The sequence below is a fragment of the Kitasatospora sp. NPDC002522 genome (assembly GCF_053595195.1).
Genome location: NZ_JBSFXE010000038.1, coordinates 55,130 through 77,028, shown reverse-complemented (window position 1 = coordinate 77,028; position 21,899 = coordinate 55,130). Strand labels below are relative to the sequence as shown.

Genomic DNA, 21,899 nt, shown 5'->3' with positions numbered 1-21,899 from the left:
GATGAAGCCCCTAGAAGGCCAAACCTGCAGCTCATCCGGGGTGGTTCACTGAGCCCCCTGTCGGGTTCGAACCGACGACCCCCGCTTTACAAGAGCGGTGCTCTGGCCAGCTGAGCTAAGGAGGCGCGGTGGCCGTCCGCGGAGTCCCACGGCGGCACCATGGGGCAGTGTACCGGGCGGGGGGGCGGAGATGCGGGGGGTTACGGGCGGGGAGGTGTGGGGTGGCCGGGGGGAGGCCGTGATCGGATCGATGCCGAAATCGGGGGCGGCGGAGGGCTGACAAAAGGATGAACCGCCAGGTACCGTCGCGGAGAGCCGAGCCCGGCCAAGTGGTTCAGACCTCCAGGGCGCGGCGGACAACCCAACCTTTACTCGGATCGTCCGGCACGTTCCTGCCGGTGAAGGAGCGAAGCATCATGGCTTCTGTGACGTACGACCAGGCCACCCGTGTCTACCCGGGTGCCACCAAGCCGTCGGTCGACGCGCTCGACCTGCACATCGAGGACGGCGAGTTCCTCGTGCTGGTCGGCCCCTCCGGCTGTGGCAAGTCCACCAGCCTCCGCATGCTGGCCGGCCTGGAGGACGTGAACTCCGGCGCCATCCGCATCGGTGACCGCGACGTCACCCACCTGCCGCCGAAGGACCGGGACATCGCCATGGTGTTCCAGAACTACGCGCTGTACCCGCACATGACCGTCGCCGAGAACATGGGCTTCGCCCTGAAGATCGCCGGCGTGAACAAGGCGGACATCCGCACCAAGGTCGAAGAGGCCGCGAAGATCCTCGACCTGACCGAGTACCTGGACCGCAAGCCGAAGGCGCTCTCCGGTGGTCAGCGTCAGCGTGTCGCGATGGGCCGCGCGATCGTCCGCCAGCCGCAGGTCTTCCTGATGGACGAGCCGCTGTCGAACCTGGACGCCAAGCTCCGCGTCTCGACCCGTACCCAGATCGCCTCGCTGCAGCGCCGCCTGGGCATCACCACGGTCTACGTCACCCACGACCAGACCGAGGCCATGACCATGGGTGACCGCGTCGCGGTCCTCAAGGACGGTCTGCTCCAGCAGGTCGACGCGCCGCGCAAGATGTACGACAAGCCCGGCAACCTGTTCGTGGCCGGCTTCATCGGCTCCCCGGCGATGAACCTGGTCGAGGTCCCGCTGGTCGACGGCGGCGTGAAGTTCGGCGGCTCGGTCATCAACATCGACCGCGAGGACCTGACCAAGGCCGGCGACGCCAAGAAGGTCGTGGTCGGCATCCGTCCGGAGCACTTCCAGATCGTCCCGGCCGGCGGCCTCGAGGGCGTCGCGGTCACCGTCAACGTGGTCGAGGAGCTCGGCGCCGACGGCTTCGTCTACGGCACCACCCAGGTCTCCGGCGAGGACAAGGACATCGTCGTCCGCGTGCACAGCCGGGAGATCCCGCAGCGCGGCGAGACCATCCACGTCGTCCCGGTCGGCAACGAGCCGCACGTGTTCGCCACCACCGGCGAGCGCCTGAGCCGCTGACGCTCCGACCGGACCCGGTGGCAACACAGCTCGGACCGGACCGGTAGCGACACACAGCTCCACCCGGAACCCCCTGCCCACGGCGGTCGGCAGGGGGTTCCGCCGTTCCCGTCAACCCGACGGCGGAACAAAACGGGACACGCCTCACTCGATGGTGTAACGCGACGCGCCCGAGCCGCCACGCACCGCTACGCTCCGATGCGTGAAACAGCTCGTTCGCCGAATCGGCCAGACCGTTGCCCTCACCCTGCCGGTGATCCTGGTGACCACCGGCACGCTCGCCGTCACCCGCGTCCCCTGGGCCCCACCGACCGGGCTGGACCAGCAGGTGGTCGCGGCCTCCAGCGGCGACGGCACCATCGGCCGGACCTCCACCTCCCCCAACACCCAGGGCCTGGCCCCGCAGGACGCCCTCCGGGTCGACCTGCTGGAGGAGTTGAAGAACCACAACCCCGGCACCGCGCTCGACCTGCTGGAGCGCACCATGCGGGAGAAGCCCTCGCTCACCCCGTACTGCACCGCGCTGGCCGGCGACCTCGGCCGCGCCGCGGTGAAGAAGTACCAGGGCGACGTCCAGCGCGCCCGCTCCTTCGCCCGCCCGGTCTGCGACGGCGCTTTCGCCGCCGGCGTGGTGGGCTGACCCGGGCCGACTCTGGGTTGGCCCGGGTCGACCCGGGCCAACTCGGCCTGACCCACCGCCCGGGTCGACCCGGGCCCGGGCCGACCCGGCCTGACGACACGTCACCGATGGGGCCCGCCCCGGGCGGGCCCTATCGTGGCGTCATGACCGCAGACACCCCCTCCACAGCAGCGGCCGCCGTCGCGGGCACCCCGGTGCCCGTCGTGACCCAGGCGGTGATCCTGGCGGGCGGCCAGGGCTCCCGGCTGCGCCCGTACACCGATGACCGGCCCAAGCCGCTGGTGGAGATCCCCGGCACCGGGACGCCGATCATCGGGCACCAGCTGGCCTGGCTGGCCGCCGAGGGCGTCACCGACGTGGTGATCTCCTGCGGGCACCTCGCGGAGGTGCTGCAGGAGTGGCTGGCCGCGGCCGAGCTGCCGCTCCGGGTGCAGACCGTGGTGGAGGCCGAACCGCTGGGCCGCGGCGGCGGGTTGAAGTTCGCCTCGCGCGCCCTGCCGCGCCCCGACGAGCCCTGGTACGCCACCAACGGCGACATCTGGACCCGCTTCAGCCTGCGCGAGATGGCCGCCTTCCACCACGAGCGGGGCGCCGTCGCCACCCTGGCGCTGGCCCGGCCGCGGATCCCGTGGGGCGCGGTGGAGACCGACCGCTTCGGCAACGTGCTGGACTTCATCGAGGCCCCGCCGTCCCCGTTCCTGATCAACGCCGGGCTGTACGTCTTCGCACCGGGCTTCCGCGAGCTGCTCCCGGACGTCGGCGACCACGAGCGCACGACCTTCCCGCAACTGGCCCGCGGCCGCCGCCTGGCCGGCTACCAGATCCCGCAGGGCTGCTACTGGCGCGCCATCGACACCGCGAAGGACCTCACCGAGGCCGCCAAGGAGCTCGCCGCCACCCGCGCCTAGCGCCCGGCCCCCACAAGCCGCACAAAAGAGCCAGGGCCCCTCCCGGAACGCTCCGGAAGGGGCCCTGCGCGGCTTCCCCGCCCACCGCCTGACCGGCCGTCAGGCGACCTCGCCGCCGGTCCGCGGCATGCCGAGCTCCAGCAGCGGCGGCCCGCTGCCCAGCAGCCCGCCGATCACGCCGCTGGACGGCTGCGAGCGCGGCGTGCTGGGCGGCGCACCGCCCGTCCCGGTACCGCCGCCCGCGCCACCGCTGCCGGAGCCGGTGCTCCCGCCGCCGGTGCCGTGACTCGACGCGGCGGGGCTGCTCGGCGCACCGCTGGGCTTCTTGCTGCCGCTGCGGCTCGGCGAGGGCGAGGCCGGGGCGGACGGGGAGGCCGGGGCGGTGCTCGCCGGTGCCTTGCTCGGGGCCGGGCCGGTCGGCGTCGGCGACGGGCCGTTGGCGGGCCAGACCGGGGACCCGTAGTCGGTCGGCGGGTGCGCCGGCGCCTGGGTGCGGCCGGTGCGGACCGCCGCGCCGAGCAGCGAGCCGGTGAGCAGGGTCAGGCCGACCACCACCGCGGTGACCACGGTGCGCCGCCGCAGCATCCGCCGCCGCACCGCGCCCGGCTCGCCGGGCCCGTACCGGCGGAACGCCTCCAGGGCGATCCGGCCGTCCAGCGAGGCGAACGGCGCGCCGGCGATCAGCAGCGGGCTCCACGCCGCCAGGAAGATCAGGTCGGGGGTGTCGTAGACCGGCACCGCCTTCCAGCTGACCGTGAACAGCAGCGCGGCGGAGAGCGCCATCGCGGTGCCCGCGGCGAGCCGCTGCCACAGGCCCAGGACGGCGAGCACGCCGACCACGATCTCCACGAAGGACACCGCGAGGCCCGCGCCGACCGGGTGGGCCATCGCGAAGTCCAGCAGTGGCTGGGCGACCTTCCACGGGTGCAGCGAGGAGAGCCAGCGCATCATCGACCCGCGCTCGCCGCCGTCGAAGTACACCGGGTCGCAGAGCTTGCTGAACCCGGCGTACACCGACAGCGCGCCGAGCAGCACCCGCAGCGGCAGCAGCACCAGGCCGAGGTCGACCCGGCGGCCGGGGTACCAGGCGTGCTTGGAGCCCTCGCTCATCGAGGGGATCTCCGGCAGCTCGCCCTCGGGCTCCCAGCTGCGCCCGCCGACCCGGACCGCGTCGTCCAGCACCTCGGGCACGCCCACGTGCGGGGCCTCCCCGGAGCCGGCCGGTCCGTACTGGCGCGGGACGGCCTGCAGCTGCTGGGTCTCGTCGTCGGTGAAGGACTTCGCCGGGGCGGGCACGGTGCTCAGCCGCACCGCCTCCAGCAGCCGGGTGGCGGCGGTGTCGCCGGGACCGGCCTGGCCGCTCCAGGTGACCACCCGCGCCTTGCGCCGGGCCCCCGCGCCGACGGCCGAGCCGCCGACGACCGAGGCGGCGGTGATCCCGGCCAGCGTGGGCACCGCCGCGGCGGGCACCACCACCTGCGGGGTGACCATCGGGCGGATGCCGCCCTGCAGACCGTACGGATCGCCGAAGGCGGCACCGGCCGGGGCGTCGATCATCGGGGCCACCGGGGCGGCGAGCCTGACCCGGAAGCTGGCCTGGGTGCTGCTGAGCTTCGCCGGATCCGACGGCACCCTGACCGTGTTGAGGCCGGGACCGTCGTCTATCCCCGTGGGGAGCGGCCCGGTGCGCCGAGGTGTTCTGGTGTCCACACCCCTCTAACCGGGTGACGGGCCCGGAGGACACTCTCCCGGGTGGATTCCGGGAGAGGATTTGAAGTGATCATGAGAAAACCGACCGGGCCCGACCGGACCCGACCGGTTGACTCACCAAAACGACGGCCACGGCAGGCGCCGTGACGGAGCGTCAGCAGCAGTCGTCAGCGCTTGGCGCGCAGCCGCGCGGCCTCGTACAGCACGATGCCCGCGGCCACACCGGCGTTCAGCGACTCGGTCTGACCGGGCATCGGGATCCGCACCCGCAGGTCGCAGGTCTCCGACACCAGGCGGGACAGGCCCTTGCCCTCGGAGCCGGCCACGATCACCACGGGGCCGGTCAGGGCCTCCAGGTCGCCGATCTCGGCCTCGCCGTCGGCGGCCAGGCCGACCACCATCAGGCCGGCCTTCTGGTACGCCTCCAGCGCCCGGGTGAGGTTGGTGGCGCGGGCCACGGGCAGCCGGGCCGCCGCGCCGGAGGAGGTCTTCCAGGCGCCGGCGGTCATGCCGGCCGCCCGGCGCTCCGGGATGACCACGCCGTGCGCGCCGAACGCGGCGGCGGAGCGGACCACGGCGCCCAGGTTGCGGGAGTCGGTGACCCCGTCCAGGGCGATGATCAGCGCGTCCTGTCCGGCGTCCGCGGCGTCTGCCAGCAGGTCGTCGGGGTGCGCGTACTCGTACGGCGGGACCTGCAGCACCAGGCCCTGGTGGTTCAGGCCGCCGGTCATCTGGTCCAGCTGCGGGCGGGGGGCCTCCATCAGCGGGACGCCGCGCTCGTTGGCGGCCTGGAACGCGTCCCGGACCCGGTCGTCGGTGTCGATGAACTGCTGGACGTACAGCGCGGTGGCCGGCACGCCGCCCTTCAGCGCCTCGACGACCGAGTTGCGGCCCACCACCAGCTCGGCCGCGCCCGCGCCGCCGCGGCCGCTGCGCGAACCGGCGCCGGAGCGGCGCATGCCCGCGCGGGACTTGGCGTCGCGCTCGCGCTTGATCGCGGCGTTGGCGGCCCGCTGCTTGGGGTGGCCCTTGCGCTCCTCGCCGCGCGGGGTCGGGCCCTTGCCCTGGAGCGCCTTCCGGCTGTGGCCGCCGGTACCGACACTCGCGCCCTTCTTCGATCCGGGGTTGCGGCGGTTCCTGCGCTGGCTGTTGCCGGCCATGGCTGTACTTCCTGTCTCTACGTGTCTGCGTCAGTGCGCGAGGGCCGCACCCTTCAAAGGTACGGCCCTCCCGCGCCCCGGGGGGCTACTGGTTGATCGTCCAGCGCGGGCCGGACGGGGTGTCCTCGATCGCCAGCCCGGCCTCGCCGAGCTGGTCGCGGATGGCGTCCGCGGTGGCGAAGTCCTTGCGGGCGCGGGCCGCCTGGCGCTGGTCGAGGACCAGCTTGACCAGGGAGTCGACCACGCCGGTGAGCTCCTCGCCCTGGGCGCCGCCGCCGGCCCACATCGGGTCCAGCGGGTCCAGGCCGAGCACGCCGAGCATCGCCCGGACCTCGGCGAGCCGGGCCACGGTGGACTCCTTGTCGTCCGCCGTCAGCGCGCTGTTGCCCTGCCGGACGGCGGTGTGCAGCACCGCGAGGGCCTGCGGCACGCCCAGGTCGTCGTCCATCGCCTCGGCGAAGGCCAGCGGTACCTCGGGCGCGGCGTCGACCGTGCCGCAGCGCTCCACGGCGCGCTCGATGAAGCCCTCGATCCGGTTGAACCCGGTCTCGGCCTCGCGCAGCGACTCCTCGCTGTACTCGATCATCGAGCGGTAGTGCGGTCCGGCCAGGTAGTAGCGCAGCACGATCGGCCGCCAGCGCTGCACCATCTCGGAGACCAGCACGGAGTTGCCCAGCGACTTGGACATCTTCTCGCCGGCCAGCGTCACCCAGGCGTTGTGCACCCAGAAGTTGGCGAACTCGTCGCCGTACGCCCTGGACTGGGCGATCTCGTTCTCGTGGTGCGGGAAGATCAGGTCCAGCCCGCCGCCGTGGATGTCGAAGGCGCTGCCCAGGTACTTGTGCACCATCGCCGAGCACTCCAGGTGCCAGCCCGGCCGGCCGCGGCCCCACGGGGTCTCCCAGCTGGGCTCGCCCGGCTTGGCGGCCTTCCACATCGCGAAGTCGCGCGGGTCGCGCTTGCCGGTCTCGCCGTCCCCGGAGGGCTGCCGCAGGTTCTCCAACTCCTGGTTGGAGAGCGCCAGGTAGTCCGGGTAGGTGGTCACCGCGAAGTACACGTTGCCGTCGGCCTCGTACGCGTGGCCGCGCTCGATCAGCCCGCGCATCATCTCGATCATCTCCGGCACGTGGCCGGTGGCCCGCGGCTCCGCGCTCGGCGGGAGGCAGCCGAGCACGGTGTAACCCTCGTTGAAGGCGCGCTCGTTGGCGTACGCGATCTTCCACCACTCGGTGGACTGCTCGCGCCCCTTGGCGATCACCTTGTCGTCGATGTCGGTGACGTTGCGGACGAACGTGACGTCGTAGCCGCGGTAGCGGAACCACCGCTGCATCACGTCGAAGTTGAGGCCGGAGCGGATGTGCCCGATGTGCGGGGGCGCCTGCACCGTGGCGCCGCACAGGTAGATCGAGACACAGCCCGGCACCAGCGGGACGAAGTCGCGTACCTGGCGGGTCATGGTGTCGTACAGACGAAGGGTCACGACGTCCAGGGTAGTGGGCGGCGGGGGGTGCCCCGCCACCTCCTTCCGACCCGTCGCGCGCCGCTACAGGTTGCCGATCACCTTGCGCGGGCTGAGCCGGACCACCACCCGCACGTCGTCCGGCCCGTCCGCCTCGTAGTCCACCCCCCGGTACTTGCGGGAGAGTTCGTCGATCAGCTCGCGGCCGCCCTCGGTGGTCATGGTGACCTCGCCGCGCGCCTCGAAGTACCGGTAGGGGTGGCCCGGCGGGTTGATCACCACGCTGATCCGCGGGTCGCGGACCATGTTGAGGTGCTTGCGGCGGCCCTGCACGGTGGAGAACAGGATGTCCTCGCCGTCCCGCCGCACCCACACGACCGACGCCTGCGGGCTGCCGTCCGGCTGCACCGTCGCCACCACCGCGAAGCTCTTCGCGTCCAGCAGGGCCTTCACCCCGTCGGTGAGTTCCGCGCCCATCCGTCCTCCCAGAGCCGAGTCCTGACCCCCCGTCAGGACCCAGGCTAGGCGGAGGGACGTTCGTACACCAGCGCCGTCGCGATCGCGGCGAGCCCCTCGGCGCGGCCGGTCAGGCCGAGCCCGTCGGTGGTGGTGCCGGAGACCGAGACCGGCGCGCCGACCGCCGCCGAGAGCGCGGCCTGCGCCTCGGCACGCCGCTTGCCGATCTTCGGGCGGACGCCGATCACCTGGACCGCCACGTTGCCGATCTCGAAGCCGGCCTCCCGCACCAGGCGGGCGGCCTCGGCGAGCAGCGCGACCCCGGCCGCGCCCGCCCACTCGGGCCGGTCGGTGCCGAAGTGCGCGCCCAGGTCGCCGATCCCGGCGGCCGAGAACAGCGCGTCACAGGCGGCGTGCGCCGCCACGTCGGCGTCCGAGTGCCCGGCCAGCCCGTACTCGGACGGCCAGTCCAGCCCGGCCACCCGCAGCGGCCGGCCCGCCTCGAAGGCGTGCACGTCGGTGCCGATGCCGACCCGCGGCAGCGGCGGGAAGAGCGGCTCAGTAGCCATCGGTGGCCCTCCGGCGGGCGAGTACGGCCTCGGCGAGCACGAGGTCCAGCGGACGGGTCACCTTGAACGCCTCCTCGTGGCCGGGCACCACGACGACCCGGCCGCCGGAGCGCTCGATCAGCCCGGCGTCGTCGGTGACCTCGGCGCCCTCGGCCACCGCCTTGTCGTGCGCCTCGACCAGCGCGGCCAGGTCGAAGCCCTGCGGGGTCTGCACGGCGCGCAGGGTGGCCCGGTCCGGCGTGTCGAGCACCGGCTCGGGCGTCCCGGCCGGCTGCGGGTCGACCCGCTTGACGGTGTCGGCGAGCGGCACGGCGGGCACCACGGCCTCCGCGCCGGCCCGGACGGCGGCCGCCACCGCGTCCACCACCTCGACCGGGACCAGCGGGCGCGCCGCGTCGTGCACCAGCACCACCCGGGTGCCCGCGGGGACGGCCGCCAGGCCGAGCCGCACCGACTCCTGCCGGGTCGCGCCGCCGGCCACCACCCGGACGTCCTCGCCGTCCAGCCCGTGGCCGCTCAGCAGCCCGACCACCTCGGCCACGCCGTCCGGCGGGGCGCACACCACCACCGCGCCCACCGCCCGGCTGGCGGCCAGCGCCCGCACCGCGTGCACCAGCAGCGGCACGCCGCCGAGTTCGCGCAGCGCCTTGGGCGCTCCGGGACCGAGTCGCTCGCCACGCCCGGCGGCCGGGACGACCGCCGCCGCAAGCTGTGCTGTGCCGTTCAGGTTTGGCTCCTTGGTCGCGATGGGTATGGCCCGAGCCGAGTGCGTATTCGCGTGCGGACGGGCCCCCTTCCTGACTGCACGTTAGCCGAACCGACCGGCGGCTTCGCCACGCCTGTGGGCATGCCGAAGCGCCCGCGGTGCCGTTTCGGGCACCATCGGGCGCTGCGTCATACCGTCGGGCAGGGCTGTGTTCGGCTCGGCCGTACGGCGAACGATTGCGGGCGAACCGCGCTCAGGAGGCGAGGACCTCGTCGAGCAGCGTCTCGGCCTTGTCTTCGTTGGTGTTCTCGGCGAGCGCCAGTTCGCTCACCAGGATCTGCCGGGCCTTGGCCAGCATCCGCTTCTCGCCGGCCGAGAGGCCGCGCTCGCGCTCACGGCGCCACAGGTCGCGGACGACCTCGGCCACCTTGATCACGTCGCCCGACGCGAGCTTCTCAAGGTTCGCCTTGTACCGGCGCGACCAGTTGGTGGGCTCTTCGGTGTACGGTGCCCGCAGCACCTCGAAGACCCGGTCGAGCCCCTCTTGGCCGACCACGTCGCGCACGCCGACGAACTCGGCGTTCTCCGCGGGAACGCGGAGCGTGAGATCTCCCTGCTGCACCTTCAGCACCAGGTAGGTCTTGTCCACACCTTTGATCTGGCGAGTTTCGATGGCCTCGATCAGCGCAGCCCCGTGATGGGGGTAGACCACCGTGTCGCCAACCTTGAACGTCATGTGACAGGACCCCTTCCGTGGCTTTCCAGAATAACACGCTTTTCGGCTGACCCGAAGGGCGTTTTCGCAGGTCAGGGCGGGTCCCAGGGCTTGACAACCACCCCCGTCGCATGCTGCGACCGGTGTTCGACGCGGGCTTCCCGCAGGTCGGAGGCGGTACGACCGCCGGACGAAACCTCTGGCAACCGGCTCGAAACCATGATTGGATCTTGAGTTTTTGCCCCGACTCGCCGAACGGTGCCGATCGTGATCGCCTCGCGACACGGGGCCACCCCGTGAGAGCCGGATATGTGTGGTCGGTAGTGTGAGCGTCGACCACCGACCCGTGATCCTTTCCGTGGATCCGTACCAAGGAGAAGTCGCCGCCGTGAGCCGGAGCCTTCGACGCGGCGCCGCAGCCGCAATCGTCCTCGCCGCGATCGTCCCGCTGGCCGCCTGCTCGGCGAGCAACGACGCCGAGACGCTGCAGATCAAGCCGGACAACGCGGCGACCTCGATCGGCGCCGACCTCACGCTGAACAACATCGTCGTGGTGACCCCCGCGGGGGCGGCCGGCGAGTACTCCGGCGCGGCCACCGTCACGGTCAACATCAGCAACTCCGGCAGCGCCCCGGAGACCCTGAAGTCGCTCAAGGTCGGAGACGCCGCCGCGACCTTCACCGGCCCCAAGGGCGACGCGGTCTCCGAGATCGTCATCCCGGCCGGCGGCTCGGTGCTGGTCAGCGGCCGCGAGAACAGCCCGATCGCGCAGGTCTCCTCGGCCAAGCTGACGGTCGGCGGCTACGCGCCCACCTCGTTCACCTTCGGCCGGGCCGGCCAGGTCTCCACGCAGGCGAACGTCCAGCCGGGCGCCGGCGTCTACGCGGGCTACGGCCCGAAGGCCGAGTCGAAGGCCTCCGCGAGCCCGTCCGGCTCGGCCTCGCCGTCGGCCTCCGCGTCGGCCTCGGCCTCCCCCGGCGCCACCGCGAGCGGTTCGCCGGCCGCCCCGCCGTCCACCTCCGCGAGCGCCTCGGCCTCCGCCCACTGACCCGCGGCACGCGAAGGGGCCCCGCACGGTGCGGGGCCCCTTCGCGGTGTTCCGGGTGACGGTTTACGGCTCGAACTTGTAGCCCAGGCCGCGGACGGTGACCAGGTAGCGCGGGGCGCCCGGGTCCGGCTCGATCTTGGCGCGCAGGCGCTTGACGTGGACGTCCAGGGTCTTGGTGTCGCCGACGTAGTCCGCGCCCCACACCCGGTCGATCAGCTGCATCCGGGTGAGTACCCGGCCCGCGTTGCGGAGCAGCATCTCCAGCAGGTCGAACTCCTTGAGCGGCAGGTCGACCTTGGCGCCGTCGACGGTCACCACGTGGCGGTCGACGTCCATCCGGACCGGGCCGGCCTCCAGCGCGCCGGGGGCCGCCGCGCCGTCGGCGCCGCCGTCCTCGCCGCGGCGGCGGAGCACCGCGCGGATCCGGGCGACCAGCTCGCGGGTGGAGTAGGGCTTGGTGACGTAGTCGTCGGCTCCTATCTCCAGGCCGACGACCTTGTCGATCTCGCTGTCCTTGGCGGTGACCATGATCACCGGGACGTTGGAGCGGACCCGCAGCTGGCGGCAGACCTCGGTGCCGGGGAGGCCGGGCAGCATCAGGTCGAGCAGGACCAGGTCGGCGCCGTTGCGCTCGAACTGCTCCAGTGCGTCGGGGCCGGTGGCGGCGACGGCCACCTCGAAGCCCTCCTTGCGGAGCATGTACGAGAGGGCGTCGCTGAACGACTCCTCGTCCTCCACAACCAGTACACGGGTCACGATCGGGCCTCCGGGGCAGGAAATGTGGTTGGTGCGTGAGTTGCGCGGTCCGCGGCCGGTGCCTGGCCGGCCGGGAGTCGCAGGGTGAAGGTGGAACCCTGGCCCTCGACGCTCCACACCGACACGGTGCCGCGGTGCGAGGCGGCGACGTGCTTGACGATGGACAGGCCGAGGCCGGTTCCACCGGTGAGGCGGGAGCGGGCGGGGTCCACCCGGTAGAAGCGTTCGAAGATCCGCTCGCGGTCCTTCTCCGAGATGCCGATGCCCTGGTCGGTCACCGAGATCTCGATCAGCTCGCCGTCCGCCTCGCCCAGCGCGGCGGCGCTGGAGATCCGGCGGGTGGCGATCGCGACCCTGGTGCGCGGCGGGCTGTAGTTCACCGCGTTCTCCACCAGGTTCCCGAGGGCGGCGGCCAGTTGGCCGCGGTTGCCGGTCAGGTACAGGTTGCCGGTGCCGCCCGCGGTGATGTGGATCTGCTTGGCGGCGGCGGTCTGCCGGCACCGGTCGATCGCCTCGGCGATCAGCTCGTCCACCGGACAGGGCTCCGGGTCGACCTTGAGCTGGTCGTCCTGGACCCGGGAGAGGTCGATGATCTCCTGGACCAGGCTGGCCAGCCGGGTGGCCTCGACCTGCATCCGCCCGGCGAAGCGCTGCACCGCCTCCGGGTCGTCGGACGCGTCCGCGACCGCCTCGGAGAGCAGCGACAGCGCGCCGACCGGGGTCTTCAGCTCGTGCGAGACGTTCGCCACGAAGTCGCGGCGGATCGCCTCGATCCGCCGCCGGTCGGTGAGGTCCTCGACCAGGACCAGCACCAGCCGGGAGCCGAGCGGGGCGACCCGGACCGAGACCGCGAGCGGTTCGGCGGTCCGGGCGGCGGCGCCCGGCCGGGTCAGTTCCAGGTCGACCTGGCGGATCTCGCCGTCCCGCCGGGTGGAGCGGGCCAGCGCGAGCATCTGGTCGACGGCCACCTTGCCGCCGCGGACCAGACCCATCGCGTAGGCGGCCGAGGAGGCCTTGACCACTTCGTCGCCGTCACCGAGCACGATCGCACACGAGCGCAGCACCGAGAGCACGGTGTCCACGCCCGGGGGCAAGGCTGGTTCCTGGACCAGGTCCTGCCCTGGGTTCTTGCCGCTGTTGCCTCGCCCCTGCTCGCGCTCGCTCCAGCGGAAGGCGATGGAGGCCGTGAGGCCGACGCCGAGCCCGGCTATGGCGCAGGCAGCGGCGGCGGCTACGTTCACGTCCATGCAAGCCAGCGTAAATGGTGGTCGAGGCGGTCTCGTAAGGGTGCGATCAAGGCATCGGCCTGGCGTTGCCGAGAATTCACCTTCACGCTGCTGATGGTTCACTGGGGCGGCCGTGGACGGTCGCCCGAACGGCTCAGTGTTGGCCGAGCAAGCCCGTGTGGGCGGTGGCGCGGCTACTATTCGCGCCACCAGCAGCGGCCGCCCCTGCCGCCGTGACCTCAGGTCCACCGGTACGGGCGTCCGGTCGGCACCGCCACCGACACCGGTACTGGAGGAGAAGAGCGCATGCGCGACGCGTACCACGAGGAACTCGACTCGATCAGCGACAACCTGGTCGAAATGGCCCGCCTGGTCGGTTCGGCCATGGGCCGGGCCACCACCGCGCTGCTGGACGCGGACCTCGAACTGGCCGAGAGCGTGATCGCGGCGGACGAGAAGGTCAACGCGATCCACCACGAGCTGGAGAACCGGGCGATCGACCTGCTGGCCCGCCAGCAGCCGGTCGCCACCGACCTGCGCATCGTCGTCACCTCGCTGCGGATGAGCGCCGACCTGGAGCGCTGCGGCGACCTCGCCCGGCACGTCGCCAAGGTCGCGCGCCTGCGATTCCCCGAGTGCGCCGTGCCGACCGACCTGCACGCCACCGTGCTGGAGATGGGCCAGCTGGCCCAGCGCCTGGTGGCCAAGGCCGGCCTGGTGATCGCCACCAAGGACGTCGACCGGGCGATGGAGCTGGAGGCGGACGACGACGCGATCGACGCCCTGCACCGCGAGCTCTTCTCGCACCTGCTGGACGACCGCTGGCACCACGGCATCGAGACCGCGGTGGACGTCACCCTGGTCGGCCGGTACTACGAGCGCTTCGCCGACCACGCCGTCTCGGTGGCCAAGCGCGTCGTCTACCTGGTGACCGGCGAGTACGTCGAGGACTACAAGGCGATCGCCGAACCCGCCGAGTAATCCGCCGGGGGGCGCACGGTTGGTGGGCGTCCCGACTCCGCGCGCCCGTTGACGCACCGTCAACCTGCGGGCTTCACTCGAAGGGACGGGCGTCCCGGCGGGTCGCCCGGCTCCGCCCGGACGAGGAGGATCCAGCGCGATGAAGGCAACTCCCACCACCACTCCCCCGCCGAGCCCGGTCGCCCCGGCTCCGGCGAAGCTGCTGCCGATCCTCGCCGCGGGCTGCGGGTGCGGCCCCGGCTGCGGCTGCGGCTGCCAGTCCGGTGCGCCCTGCCAGTGCGGCGGTGCGACCGGCGGCTGCTGCGGCGGCCACTGACAGGGCCTCCGGCCGGGCACCCGTTCTCCGGGTGCCCGGCCGTCGTCGTTCCCGCGGCCGGTCGTGCCCGCGGTCAGGCCGTCAGCCGGCTCAGAAGGTGACGTCCATGCACTGGTAGAACGCGTTGCCGGTGTCCGCGATGTCCCAGACCGCCAGCACCACCTGGTGGCCGGTGCGGCCGGACGGCAGCGTGGCGGTGTGGCTGAGCGAACCCGGCACCTGCCGGCCGCCGTACGGCACGGTCAGGAACGGGGTCAGGTCCAGGTTGGACCGGGTGAGCCTGGTGGTGGCCGCGTTGTAGCCGGCCTTGGTGAGGTAGTACCGGAACTGCGTGGTCGCGTGCCGCGCGGTGAAGTTCCAGGTGAAGGTCAGCTGCTGACCGGCCGTCACCTGCCTGGCCGGCCAGGCGCCGCCGCGCGGGTCGTCGAGCTGGGCGAACCGCGCGTTGCCGCCGGCGCACAGCGTGCCGTCGGACGGTCCGGACGACGGGAAGCCCTTCGGGCCTTCCACGCTCTGCGGCTCCCACTGGATGTCGCCGCAGTTCTTCACGGTGCCCGCGGCACAGAGCCCGGCCCGGCTGGGGGGCGTGGTGATCCAGCCGTGCGAGCTCGCCGGGACGGCGGTGGCCAGGGACGCGGCGGCCGCCGCGACGGCCACGACGAGGATGTTGCGCTTGCGCATGGTGCTCCCTCCGTGGGGGTGGATGGAGTACGCGAACGCGGGCGGGAACCACCCGGGGTGCGTGGGGGCAGCCCCCTGATTGTCATGCCCGCGCCGACAGTGCCACCACGCTAGAAGCCCAGGGGAGCCCCGTCAATGGTCTGAACCATTCCTGAACCACCTTTGACCGTAAGGGAGTTGACACCGCACGGCAAGACGCTCCGGAAACGGGACAGCCCCCTGGGCCGGGGCGCCGTTGCGCCGGGCAGGGGGCTGCGCGGGAAGGGGGTGAGGGCCTCGGAAGAGCGCCTGGCGGAGCGCCCCGGACCTACTTCTTGCCCTGGTTCTTGACCGCCTCGATGGCGGCGGCGGCGGCCTCCGGGTCGAGGTAGCGGCCACCGGGGGTGAGCGGCTTGAAGTCGGCGTCGAGCTCGTAGACGAGCGGGATGCCGGTCGGGATGTTCAGGCCGGCGATCGCCTCGTCGGAGATGCCGTCCAGGTGCTTGACCAGCGCGCGCAGGCTGTTGCCGTGGGCGGTGACCAGGACGGTGTGGCCGGCGGCGAGGTCCGGGACGATCGCGTCGTACCAGTACGGGAGCATCCGCTCGACGACGTCCTTGAGGCACTCGGTGCGCGGGCGCAGCTCCGAGGGGATCTCGGCGTAGCGGGCGTCGCCGGCCTGGGAGTACTCGGCGTCGTCGGCGAGGGCCGGCGGCGGGGTGTCGTAGGAGCGGCGCCAGAGCTGGAACTGCTCCTCGCCGAACTCGGCGAGGGTCTGGGCCTTGTCCTTGCCCTGCAGCGCACCGTAGTGACGCTCGTTCAGGCGCCAGCTGCGCTGGACCGGGATCCAGTGGCGGTCGGCCTTGTCCAGGGCGATCTGCGAGGTGCGGATCGCGCGGCGCAGCAGCGAGGTGTGCAGCACGTCCGGCAGCAGGCCCTCGGCGAGCAGCAGCTCACCGCCGCGGGCCGCCTCCTTCTCGCCCTTCTCGTTGAGGTCGACGTCGACCCAACCGGTGAAGAGGTTCTTCTGGTTCCACTGGCTCTCGCCGTGTCGGAGCAGGATCAAGCGGTAGGTCGTCTCAGCCATGGGGCCAGCTTAGTGGAGGGCAAAATCCGCTGGCCGGGCTGTCCACGTCGTGGGTAATGTGCGCTCCGGATCTTTACTGCTTACCGCTCCGGGGAGCCGCCATGCCCGTCGCCCACCGCCTGGTCACCGAGATCCGCCGAGCCGGCGGCGGACTCCCGCGCCAGTTCTGGTGGCTGTGGGCCTCCACGCTGGTGAACCGCCTCGGCGGCTTCGTGGTCACCTTCCTGGCGCTCTACCTGACCGCCGAGCGCGGCTACTCGGCGGCGTACGCGGGCCTGGTGGCGGCGCTCTTCGGGCTCGGCTCGGCGGTCGCCGCGATCGGGGCCGGGGTGCTCACCGACCGGCTCGGACGGCGGCCCACGCTGCTGGCGGCGCAGCTGTCCACGGCGCTGTTCACCGCGGTGCTGGGCTTCACCGACGGTCCGGTGGCGATCGCCGCGGTGGCGTTCCTGACCGGCCTGGCCAACAACGCCTCGCGGCCCGCGGTCTCCGCGATGATCGCCGACCTGGTCCCGGCCGCCGACCGGGTCCGCGCCTACTCGCTCAACTACTGGGCGATCAACATCGGCTTCGGCGCCTCCGCCGCGGTGGCCGGGCTGATCGCCGTCCACGGCTACCTGCTGCTCTTCCTGCTCGACGCGCTCTCCACCCTGCTGTGCGCGGTGCTGGTCTTCGTGAAGGTCCCGGAGACCCGGCCCGCCGCGCAGACGTCGGCCGACGAACCGTCAGCCCCCGCCATCGGCCTGGGCACGGTCTTCCGGGACCGCCCCTTCCTGGCCGTCGTCGCGGTCAACCTGCTGCTCGCCCTGGTGTACCAGCAGGGCTCCACCACGCTGGCGGTGGACATGGGACGGCACGGCATCTCGACCACCCAGTTCGGCCTGGTGGCCAGCCTGAACGGCGTGCTGATCGTGCTGCTCCAGCTGCCGCTCACCCGGCTGATGGAGGGCCGCAACCGGACCGCCCTGCTGGCGGCCAGCGCGCTGCTCACCGGCTGGGGCTTCGGCCTCACCGCGCTGGCCGGCGACTCGGCCGCGCTGTACGCGGTCACGGTGGCGATCTGGACCATCGGCGAGATCGTCAACGCGCCCACCATGATGGCGCTGGTCACCGAGTTCTCCCCGGCCCAGGCCCGCGGCCGCTACCAGGGCGTCTACTCGCTGTCCTGGTCGCTGGCCTCCTTCCTCGGCCCGGCGGTCGGCGGCCTGCTGCTCCAGTACGCGGGCAGCTGGGCGGTCTGGGGCGCCTGCGCGGTGGCCGGCACGCTGGCCGCCGTCGCCCACGTCCCGATCGGCCGGGTCCGCCAGGAGTCGCCGGCCGCGCAGGCCGCGGACGCGGCGGCCCCGGCCAACGCGGTGGTCGGCTGACCGGCTGACGGGCCGACCGGCCGACCGGCCGACTCGGCGTCAGCCGATGGGGCCGGTCTCGGTCTGGCGGAGCCGGACCCAGGACTCGTGGGCCTCCTGCAGGACCCGGTGGTACTCGTCGATCAGTTCGGCGGCCCGTACGGGGTCGGGCGCCGCGCCGCCCGTCTCGGCGCGCAGCAGGGTGAGGCGGCGGCGCAGGACGGCGAGGCGGTGGACGGTGTCGGCGCGCTGGATCCACAGGTTGCGGTAGGAGAAGAACGCCGCCCAGGCGGCGAGCACGGTGACCAGCGCGCCGACCACCAGGGCCACGTCGGCGAGCACCCGCGCGGCCGGCTCGGCGACCTTGAGGCCGAGCAGCACCGTCACCAGCGCGGAGAGGCCGACGGTGGCGAGCTGCAGGGTCAGGGCACGCCCCCGGTCCCAGTCGCGGCGGCGGCGCCGTTCCACCAGTTCGGCGTCGAGCTCGGTTTCCAGCCAGGCCAACTGCCGCTCGGCGGCGGCCGATTCAATGGTCATCGGTTCCCTCCCCGACCGGGAGGATACCGGGGTCACCCGGCGGGCGGCAGGTTCCCGTCCGGCTGTGCGCCCTCGCTGGCCAGGTGGGCGAAGGCGGTGAGGTTGCGGGTGGACTCGCCGCGCTTGGTGCGCCACTCCCACTCGCGGCGGATCGCGCTCGCGAAGCCGAGCTCCAGCAGGGTGTTGAACGGTTCGTCGGCGTTCTCCAGCACGGTGCCGAGCAGCCGGTCGACGGTGTCGGCGCTCACCGCCTCCAGCGGCAGCCGGCCGACCAGGTAGACGTCCCCGAGCCGGTCGATCGCGTACGCCACCCCGTACAGCCGGGTGTTGCGCTCCAGCAGCCAGCGGTAGACGCCCTCCTGGTTCTCGTCCGGGCGGCGGATCACGAAGGCGTTCACCGAGAGGGTGTGGTCGCCGATCCGCAGCGCGCAGGCGGTGGAGAGCTTGCGGGTGCCGGGCAGCGTGGCGACCAGCGTGTACGGGTCGGCGGCGGCGGGCTCCCAGGCCACGCCGGCCTCGTCGAGCGCGGTGCGGAGGAGGGTCAGTGCGTCGTCCTTGGCGGCCATGGGCACCACGCTAGCCGCCGGGCGACCCGGCAGGGGTGTCGGCTCGGTCACCCGACCGACGCCGCGCCGCCGCGGGGGTGACGTGGTGTCAGCCCCGGCGCGGCGACCCGGCGGTGCGGCCTCGCGGTGTCAGGCGACCTGCAGGCGGGCGTCGGCCAGCGCGCCGGTGTAGACCTCGGCGGTGGTGTCCGCCGCGGCGTGCCAGCCGAAGGCGCGGGCGTGCCGGGCGGCGGCGGTGCCGCGGGCGGCGACCAGCGCCGAGTCGGTGACGTACGGCAGCAGGGCCTGCGCCCAGGCGTCCGGGTCGTGGCCGGGGACCAGGGTGCCGGTGCGGCCGTCGTGCACGGCGACCGGGAGGCCGCCGACCGCGGCGGCGACCACCGGGGTGCCGCAGGCCTGCGCCTCCAGCGCGACCAGGCCGAAGGACTCGCTGTGCGAGGGCATCACCAGGGCGGTGGCCGCGCGGTACCAGTCGGCGAGCTGGGCCTGGCCGACCGGCGGGTGGAAGCGGACCACGTCGCAGATGCCGAGCTGCGCGGCGAGCTTGTGCAGGCTCTCCGGGCGGGCCATGCCGCTGCCGGAGGGGCCGCCGACCACCGGCACGACCAGCCGCTCGCGCAGCCGGGGGTGGCGCTCCAGCAGCCGGGCGACCGCCTTGAGCAGCACGTCGGGGGCCTTCAGCGGCTGTATTCGGCCGGCGAACAGCAGCACCGCGGCGTCCTGCGGCAGGCCGAGCCGGGCCCGGGCGGCGCGCCGGTCGCCGGGGCGGAAGACCTCGAGGTTGACGCCGGGGTGGACCACCGCGAGCTGCTCCGGCCGGGCCTCGTAGTGGCGGGCCAGCTCGGCGGCCTCCTCCGCGGTGTTGGCGATCAGCCGGTCCGCGGCGCCGACCACCTGGGTCTCGCCGATCACCCGCGCCGCGGGCTCGGGCGTGTCGCCCTCGGCGAGCGCGGCGTTCTTCACCTTCGCCATGGTGTGCATGGTGTGCACCAGCGGCACGCCCCAGCGCTCCGCGGCCAGCCAGCCGACCTGCCCGGACAGCCAGTAGTGCGAGTGCACCAGGTCGTAGTAGCCGGGGCGGTGCCCGGCCTCGGTGCGCAGCACGCCGTGGGTGAAGGCGCACAGCTGGGCGGGCAGGTCCTCCTTGAGCAGCCCCTCGTACGGGCCGGCGGTGACGTGCCGGACCAGGACGCCGGGGGCCAGTTCGACCACCGGGGCGTCCTCGGAGCTGATCGCGCGGGTGAAGACCTCGACCTCGATGTCGATCTCGGCGAGCCGCTTGGCCAGCTCGACGATGTAGACGTTCATCCCGCCCGCGTCGCCCGTGCCGGGCTGGTGCAGCGGCGAGGTGTGCACGCTGAGCATCGCGATCCGGCGGGGGCGGCGGCCGCGGCCGGGGACCAGCGAGTCCAGCGGGCCGAGGAACGGCGGGGCCACGAGTCGCCCCGGATGGGCCGTGCCGACGAGGTGTTGGGTCACCTGGCTGAAGCCTCCTCTGGTCATCCCCGCGTGTTCGCTGCTCACATGCCGCCGCCCGCGGCTGCGCGCTGCGGGCGGTGTGCGACAAGTGTGCCAACGGGAGTCCGGCCGTCCCCTATTCCCGTCTCGACCGGTGAGATCACGAACGGCCCACGCGCACCGGGCCGGCCCGGCGGGAGGCTCGGCGCGCCGGGCGGCGGTCCGGCGAAGATCCGGCGGAAGGGCGGCGGTCCGAAGAAAAATGGGCGATGTCCGTCCGTCGTGTCGATCCGCGGCTGCGCCGTTCGACCTAGGGATGGAACGGGTCGAGCGGCGACCCCCGAACGAGGAGGCCGGAGATGTCGAAGTACATGCTGATCATGCGGGGCACGGACGAGTCCATGGCGAAGATGATGGAGACGCCCTTCGAGGAGATGCTCGAGACCATGGGCCGTTTCAACGAGGAGCTGATCCGGGCCGGCGTGCTGGTCGCCGCCGAGGGGCTGGACGATCCGTCGCAGGGCGTGGTGGTGGACTTCAGCGGAGAGACCCCGGTGGTCACCGACGGCCCCTACGGTGAGACCAAGGAGCTGTTCGGCGGCTTCTACCTGATCGACGTGGCGTCGCGGGAGGAAGCGGTCGAGTGGGCCAAGCGGATCCCGGCGATGACCGGCTCGAAGTGCGAGGTGCGCCGGGTGCCCGGGATCGACGAGTTCCCGCAGGACAACGAGTGGATCGTCAAGGAGCGGGCGTGGCGCGAGCGGACGGGTCAGCTCTGACACCCGGGGCGGCCGACGACGGCCCGCCGGTCGCCGAGGCGGCGCGGCGGGCCGTCGAGGCGGTCTGGCGGATCGAGTCGGCGCGGATCGTCGGCGCGCTGGCCCGCTACACCGGGGACTTCGCGCTGGCCGAGGACGTCGCCCAGGAGGCGCTCGCGGAGGCGCTGGTCACCTGGTCGCGCGAGGGCGCCCCGGCCAACCCGGTGGGCTGGCTGCTGGCGACCGCCCGGCGGCGGGCGATCGACGCCTTCCGCCGCAGGTCGGCGCTGGACGAGCGGTACGCCGCGCTGGCCGGCCAGCTGGCCGAGGGCGGGTTCAGCGCGGGCGCGGCGCCCGGGACCGGCGGGCCGCAGGAGCTGCCGTGGGACCCCGACCGGGTCGACGACGACGTCCTCGCGCTGATGTTCACCGCCTGCCACCCGGTGCTGTCCCCCGAGGCCCGGGTGGCGCTCACGCTGCGGGTGGTGGGCGGCCTGTCCACCGAGGAGATCGCCCGGGCCTTCCTGATCCCGGTGCCGACCGTGCAGGCCCGGATCACCCGGGCGAAGAAGACCATCGCCGCCGCGCAGGTGCCGTTCGCGCTGCCGCCGGCCGAGGAGCGGCCGGCCCGGCTCGGCGGCGTCCTGAGCGTGCTGTACGTGATCTTCACGGAGGGCTCGACGGCCACGGCCGGCGACCGGCTGCTGCGCTCCGACCTGGCGTACGAGGCGATCCGGCTGGCCCGGACGCTGACCGCGCTGCTGCCCGGCGAGCCGGAGGCGCACGGTCTGCTCGCACTGTTCGAACTGAACGCCGCCCGCTTCCCGGCGCGGACCGGGCCCGACGGGGAGGCGGTGCTGCTGGAGGACCAGGACCGGCGCCGGTGGGACCGCTCGGCGATCCGGCGCGGCCTGGCCGCGCTCGGCCGGGCCACGGCCGCCCGCCGGGGCCTCGGGCCGTACGGCCTGCAGGCCGCGATCGCCGCCTGTCACGCGACCGCGCCGTCGGTGGCGGAGACCGACTGGGAACGCGTCGTGCTGCTCTACGAGGCGCTCGGCCGGGTGGCCCCGTCCCCCGTCGTCGAGCTCAACCGGGCGGTGGCCGTCGCGATGGCGGGCGAGCCGTTGCAGGCGCTGGCGATGGTCGACCGGCTGGCCGCCGGCGGGCGGCTGGCGGGGTCGTACCTGCTGCCGAGCGTGCGCGGCGAGCTGCTGCTGCGGCTCGGCCGGACCGTCGCGGCGCGGGCCGAGCTGGAGGACGCCGCCCGGCTGTGCCGCAACGCGCCCGAACGGGCCGTGCTGCTGCGCAAGGCGGCGGCGCTGGGGTGAGCGG

The 21,899-nt window shown here is 73.3% G+C and carries 23 protein-coding genes and 1 tRNA gene; 9 read left to right on the top strand and 15 right to left on the bottom strand.

Going from position 1 to position 21,899, the window contains the following annotated elements:
• Positions 1 to 51 precede the first annotated feature (51 nt).
• A tRNA-Thr gene (locus ACWD4U_RS27430) sits at positions 52 to 125 on the bottom strand.
• Between the two features lie 291 nt (positions 126 to 416).
• Here ACWD4U_RS27430 and ACWD4U_RS27425 point away from each other — a divergent pair.
• From ACWD4U_RS27425 to ACWD4U_RS27415, 3 genes are all read left to right on the top strand, one after another.
• Positions 417 to 1,505: an ABC transporter ATP-binding protein gene (locus tag ACWD4U_RS27425; RefSeq protein WP_363452241.1), complete on the top strand. Its 1,089-nt coding sequence runs from the start codon at positions 417 to 419 to the stop codon at positions 1,503 to 1,505.
• A gap of 202 nt (positions 1,506 to 1,707) precedes the next feature.
• The gene (locus ACWD4U_RS27420; RefSeq protein WP_363452239.1) at positions 1,708 to 2,145 is read left to right on the top strand and encodes a hypothetical protein; all 438 of its coding nucleotides are present in this window, start codon (positions 1,708 to 1,710) and stop codon (positions 2,143 to 2,145) included.
• 143 nt (positions 2,146 to 2,288) lie between these two features.
• Complete coding sequence (locus ACWD4U_RS27415) at positions 2,289 to 3,053, top strand: nucleotidyltransferase family protein (RefSeq protein ID WP_363452237.1); 765 nt, start codon at positions 2,289 to 2,291, stop codon at positions 3,051 to 3,053.
• A gap of 99 nt (positions 3,054 to 3,152) precedes the next feature.
• Here ACWD4U_RS27415 and ACWD4U_RS27410 read toward each other — a convergent pair whose 3' ends face one another.
• From ACWD4U_RS27410 to ACWD4U_RS27380, 7 genes are all read right to left on the bottom strand, one after another.
• Positions 3,153 to 4,685 carry a DoxX family membrane protein gene (locus tag ACWD4U_RS27410; RefSeq protein WP_363452235.1) on the bottom strand — a complete coding sequence of 511 codons (1,533 nt, stop codon included), beginning with the start codon at positions 4,683 to 4,685 and terminating at the stop codon, positions 3,153 to 3,155.
• A 245-nt stretch (positions 4,686 to 4,930) separates the two neighbouring features.
• Complete coding sequence (rlmB, locus tag ACWD4U_RS27405; RefSeq protein ID WP_363452233.1) at positions 4,931 to 5,923, bottom strand: 23S rRNA (guanosine(2251)-2'-O)-methyltransferase RlmB; 993 nt, start codon at positions 5,921 to 5,923, stop codon at positions 4,931 to 4,933.
• A gap of 85 nt (positions 5,924 to 6,008) precedes the next feature.
• Positions 6,009 to 7,403: a cysteine--tRNA ligase gene (cysS, locus tag ACWD4U_RS27400; RefSeq protein WP_363452231.1), complete on the bottom strand. Its 1,395-nt coding sequence runs from the start codon at positions 7,401 to 7,403 to the stop codon at positions 6,009 to 6,011.
• Positions 7,404 to 7,466: 63 nt separating this feature from the next.
• A complete protein-coding gene (locus ACWD4U_RS27395) occupies positions 7,467 to 7,859 on the bottom strand; it encodes a PPOX class F420-dependent oxidoreductase (RefSeq protein ID WP_363452229.1) in 393 nt (130 codons plus the stop codon).
• 44 nt (positions 7,860 to 7,903) lie between these two features.
• Positions 7,904 to 8,407: a 2-C-methyl-D-erythritol 2,4-cyclodiphosphate synthase gene (gene ispF, locus ACWD4U_RS27390; RefSeq protein WP_363452227.1), complete on the bottom strand. Its 504-nt coding sequence runs from the start codon at positions 8,405 to 8,407 to the stop codon at positions 7,904 to 7,906.
• Positions 8,397 to 9,155 (bottom strand): 2-C-methyl-D-erythritol 4-phosphate cytidylyltransferase, encoded by a 759-nt coding sequence (ispD, locus tag ACWD4U_RS27385; protein ID WP_363452437.1) that lies wholly within the window; start codon positions 9,153 to 9,155, stop codon positions 8,397 to 8,399. The genes ispF and ispD overlap by 11 nt, the downstream gene beginning before the upstream one ends.
• A gap of 211 nt (positions 9,156 to 9,366) precedes the next feature.
• Entirely contained in the window at positions 9,367 to 9,849 is a 483-nt protein-coding gene (locus ACWD4U_RS27380) for a CarD family transcriptional regulator (RefSeq protein WP_014136563.1), read from the bottom strand.
• A gap of 367 nt (positions 9,850 to 10,216) precedes the next feature.
• Here ACWD4U_RS27380 and ACWD4U_RS27375 point away from each other — a divergent pair, with 367 nt between their 5' ends.
• Positions 10,217 to 10,876 carry a DUF461 domain-containing protein gene (locus tag ACWD4U_RS27375; RefSeq protein ID WP_363452225.1) on the top strand — a complete coding sequence of 220 codons (660 nt, stop codon included), beginning with the start codon at positions 10,217 to 10,219 and terminating at the stop codon, positions 10,874 to 10,876.
• Between the two features lie 63 nt (positions 10,877 to 10,939).
• Here the strand turns inward: ACWD4U_RS27375 and ACWD4U_RS27370 are convergent, their stop codons facing one another.
• Together ACWD4U_RS27370 and ACWD4U_RS27365 are read right to left on the bottom strand one after the other, a co-directional pair.
• Positions 10,940 to 11,632: a response regulator transcription factor gene (locus tag ACWD4U_RS27370; protein ID WP_014136565.1), complete on the bottom strand. Its 693-nt coding sequence runs from the start codon at positions 11,630 to 11,632 to the stop codon at positions 10,940 to 10,942.
• Positions 11,629 to 12,879: a sensor histidine kinase gene (locus ACWD4U_RS27365; RefSeq protein ID WP_363452223.1), complete on the bottom strand. Its 1,251-nt coding sequence runs from the start codon at positions 12,877 to 12,879 to the stop codon at positions 11,629 to 11,631. The genes ACWD4U_RS27370 and ACWD4U_RS27365 overlap by 4 nt, the downstream gene beginning before the upstream one ends.
• Positions 12,880 to 13,164: 285 nt before the next feature.
• Between ACWD4U_RS27365 and phoU the strand changes: the two genes are divergently transcribed.
• Both phoU and ACWD4U_RS27355 read left to right on the top strand, forming a co-directional pair.
• On the top strand, positions 13,165 to 13,839 hold the full coding sequence (gene phoU, locus ACWD4U_RS27360; protein WP_363452221.1) for a phosphate signaling complex protein PhoU: 675 nt from the start codon (positions 13,165 to 13,167) through the stop codon (positions 13,837 to 13,839).
• 139 nt (positions 13,840 to 13,978) lie between these two features.
• Positions 13,979 to 14,155 carry a hypothetical protein gene (locus ACWD4U_RS27355; protein WP_363452219.1) on the top strand — a complete coding sequence of 59 codons (177 nt, stop codon included), beginning with the start codon at positions 13,979 to 13,981 and terminating at the stop codon, positions 14,153 to 14,155.
• A 90-nt stretch (positions 14,156 to 14,245) separates the two neighbouring features.
• On the opposite strand, the gene ACWD4U_RS27350 is transcribed toward ACWD4U_RS27355, so the two are convergent.
• Together ACWD4U_RS27350 and ACWD4U_RS27345 are read right to left on the bottom strand one after the other, a co-directional pair.
• Positions 14,246 to 14,836, bottom strand: coding sequence for a lytic polysaccharide monooxygenase auxiliary activity family 9 protein (locus tag ACWD4U_RS27350; protein ID WP_363452217.1), 591 nt, complete (start codon positions 14,834 to 14,836; stop codon positions 14,246 to 14,248).
• 307 nt (positions 14,837 to 15,143) lie between these two features.
• On the bottom strand, positions 15,144 to 15,902 hold the full coding sequence (locus tag ACWD4U_RS27345; protein WP_363452215.1) for a phosphoglyceromutase: 759 nt from the start codon (positions 15,900 to 15,902) through the stop codon (positions 15,144 to 15,146).
• A gap of 101 nt (positions 15,903 to 16,003) precedes the next feature.
• On the opposite strand from ACWD4U_RS27345, the gene ACWD4U_RS27340 reads away from it, so the two are divergent.
• Entirely contained in the window at positions 16,004 to 17,269 is a 1,266-nt protein-coding gene (locus ACWD4U_RS27340) for an MDR family MFS transporter (protein WP_363452213.1), read from the top strand.
• Between the two features lie 39 nt (positions 17,270 to 17,308).
• Here the strand turns inward: ACWD4U_RS27340 and ACWD4U_RS27335 are convergent, their stop codons facing one another.
• The 3 genes from ACWD4U_RS27335 to mshA all read right to left on the bottom strand — a co-directional run bounded on the left by ACWD4U_RS27335 (position 17,309) and on the right by mshA (position 19,854).
• Complete coding sequence (locus ACWD4U_RS27335) at positions 17,309 to 17,785, bottom strand: SLATT domain-containing protein (RefSeq protein WP_363452211.1); 477 nt, start codon at positions 17,783 to 17,785, stop codon at positions 17,309 to 17,311.
• Between the two features lie 32 nt (positions 17,786 to 17,817).
• A complete protein-coding gene (locus ACWD4U_RS27330; protein ID WP_363452209.1) occupies positions 17,818 to 18,351 on the bottom strand; it encodes a type III secretion system chaperone family protein in 534 nt (177 codons plus the stop codon).
• Positions 18,352 to 18,480: 129 nt separating this feature from the next.
• On the bottom strand, positions 18,481 to 19,854 hold the full coding sequence (gene mshA / locus ACWD4U_RS27325) for a D-inositol-3-phosphate glycosyltransferase (RefSeq protein WP_449787328.1): 1,374 nt from the start codon (positions 19,852 to 19,854) through the stop codon (positions 18,481 to 18,483).
• 314 nt (positions 19,855 to 20,168) lie between these two features.
• Here mshA and ACWD4U_RS27320 point away from each other — a divergent pair, with 314 nt between their 5' ends.
• On the top strand, positions 20,169 to 20,588 hold the full coding sequence (locus ACWD4U_RS27320; protein ID WP_363452205.1) for a YciI family protein: 420 nt from the start codon (positions 20,169 to 20,171) through the stop codon (positions 20,586 to 20,588).
• Positions 20,561 to 21,895 carry an RNA polymerase sigma factor gene (locus tag ACWD4U_RS27315; RefSeq protein WP_363452203.1) on the top strand — a complete coding sequence of 445 codons (1,335 nt, stop codon included), beginning with the start codon at positions 20,561 to 20,563 and terminating at the stop codon, positions 21,893 to 21,895. Before ACWD4U_RS27320 ends, ACWD4U_RS27315 begins: the two co-directional genes overlap by 28 nt.
• Positions 21,896 to 21,899 lie beyond the last annotated feature (4 nt).

Excerpts from the sequence above, each read along its gene's own strand:
- ACWD4U_RS27425 (WP_363452241.1), top strand. The coding sequence starts at position 417 with ATGGCTTCTGTGACGTACGACCAGGCCACCCGTGTCTACCCGGGTGCC.
- ACWD4U_RS27415 (WP_363452237.1), top strand. The coding sequence starts at position 2,289 with ATGACCGCAGACACCCCCTCCACAGCAGCGGCCGCCGTCGCGGGCACC.
- rlmB (WP_363452233.1), bottom strand. The coding sequence starts at position 5,923 with ATGGCCGGCAACAGCCAGCGCAGGAACCGCCGCAACCCCGGATCGAAG.
- ACWD4U_RS27395 (WP_363452229.1), bottom strand. The coding sequence starts at position 7,859 with ATGGGCGCGGAACTCACCGACGGGGTGAAGGCCCTGCTGGACGCGAAG.
- ispF (WP_363452227.1), bottom strand. The coding sequence starts at position 8,407 with ATGGCTACTGAGCCGCTCTTCCCGCCGCTGCCGCGGGTCGGCATCGGC.
- ACWD4U_RS27380 (WP_014136563.1), bottom strand. The coding sequence starts at position 9,849 with ATGACGTTCAAGGTTGGCGACACGGTGGTCTACCCCCATCACGGGGCT.
- ACWD4U_RS27365 (WP_363452223.1), bottom strand. The coding sequence starts at position 12,879 with ATGGACGTGAACGTAGCCGCCGCCGCTGCCTGCGCCATAGCCGGGCTC.
- phoU (WP_363452221.1), top strand. The coding sequence starts at position 13,165 with ATGCGCGACGCGTACCACGAGGAACTCGACTCGATCAGCGACAACCTG.
- ACWD4U_RS27355 (WP_363452219.1), top strand. The coding sequence starts at position 13,979 with ATGAAGGCAACTCCCACCACCACTCCCCCGCCGAGCCCGGTCGCCCCG.
- ACWD4U_RS27350 (WP_363452217.1), bottom strand. The coding sequence starts at position 14,836 with ATGCGCAAGCGCAACATCCTCGTCGTGGCCGTCGCGGCGGCCGCCGCG.
- ACWD4U_RS27345 (WP_363452215.1), bottom strand. The coding sequence starts at position 15,902 with ATGGCTGAGACGACCTACCGCTTGATCCTGCTCCGACACGGCGAGAGC.
- ACWD4U_RS27340 (WP_363452213.1), top strand. The coding sequence starts at position 16,004 with ATGCCCGTCGCCCACCGCCTGGTCACCGAGATCCGCCGAGCCGGCGGC.
- ACWD4U_RS27335 (WP_363452211.1), bottom strand. The coding sequence starts at position 17,785 with ATGACCATTGAATCGGCCGCCGCCGAGCGGCAGTTGGCCTGGCTGGAA.
- ACWD4U_RS27330 (WP_363452209.1), bottom strand. The coding sequence starts at position 18,351 with ATGGCCGCCAAGGACGACGCACTGACCCTCCTCCGCACCGCGCTCGAC.
- mshA (WP_449787328.1), bottom strand. The coding sequence starts at position 19,854 with ATGACCAGAGGAGGCTTCAGCCAGGTGACCCAACACCTCGTCGGCACG.
- ACWD4U_RS27320 (WP_363452205.1), top strand. The coding sequence starts at position 20,169 with ATGTCGAAGTACATGCTGATCATGCGGGGCACGGACGAGTCCATGGCG.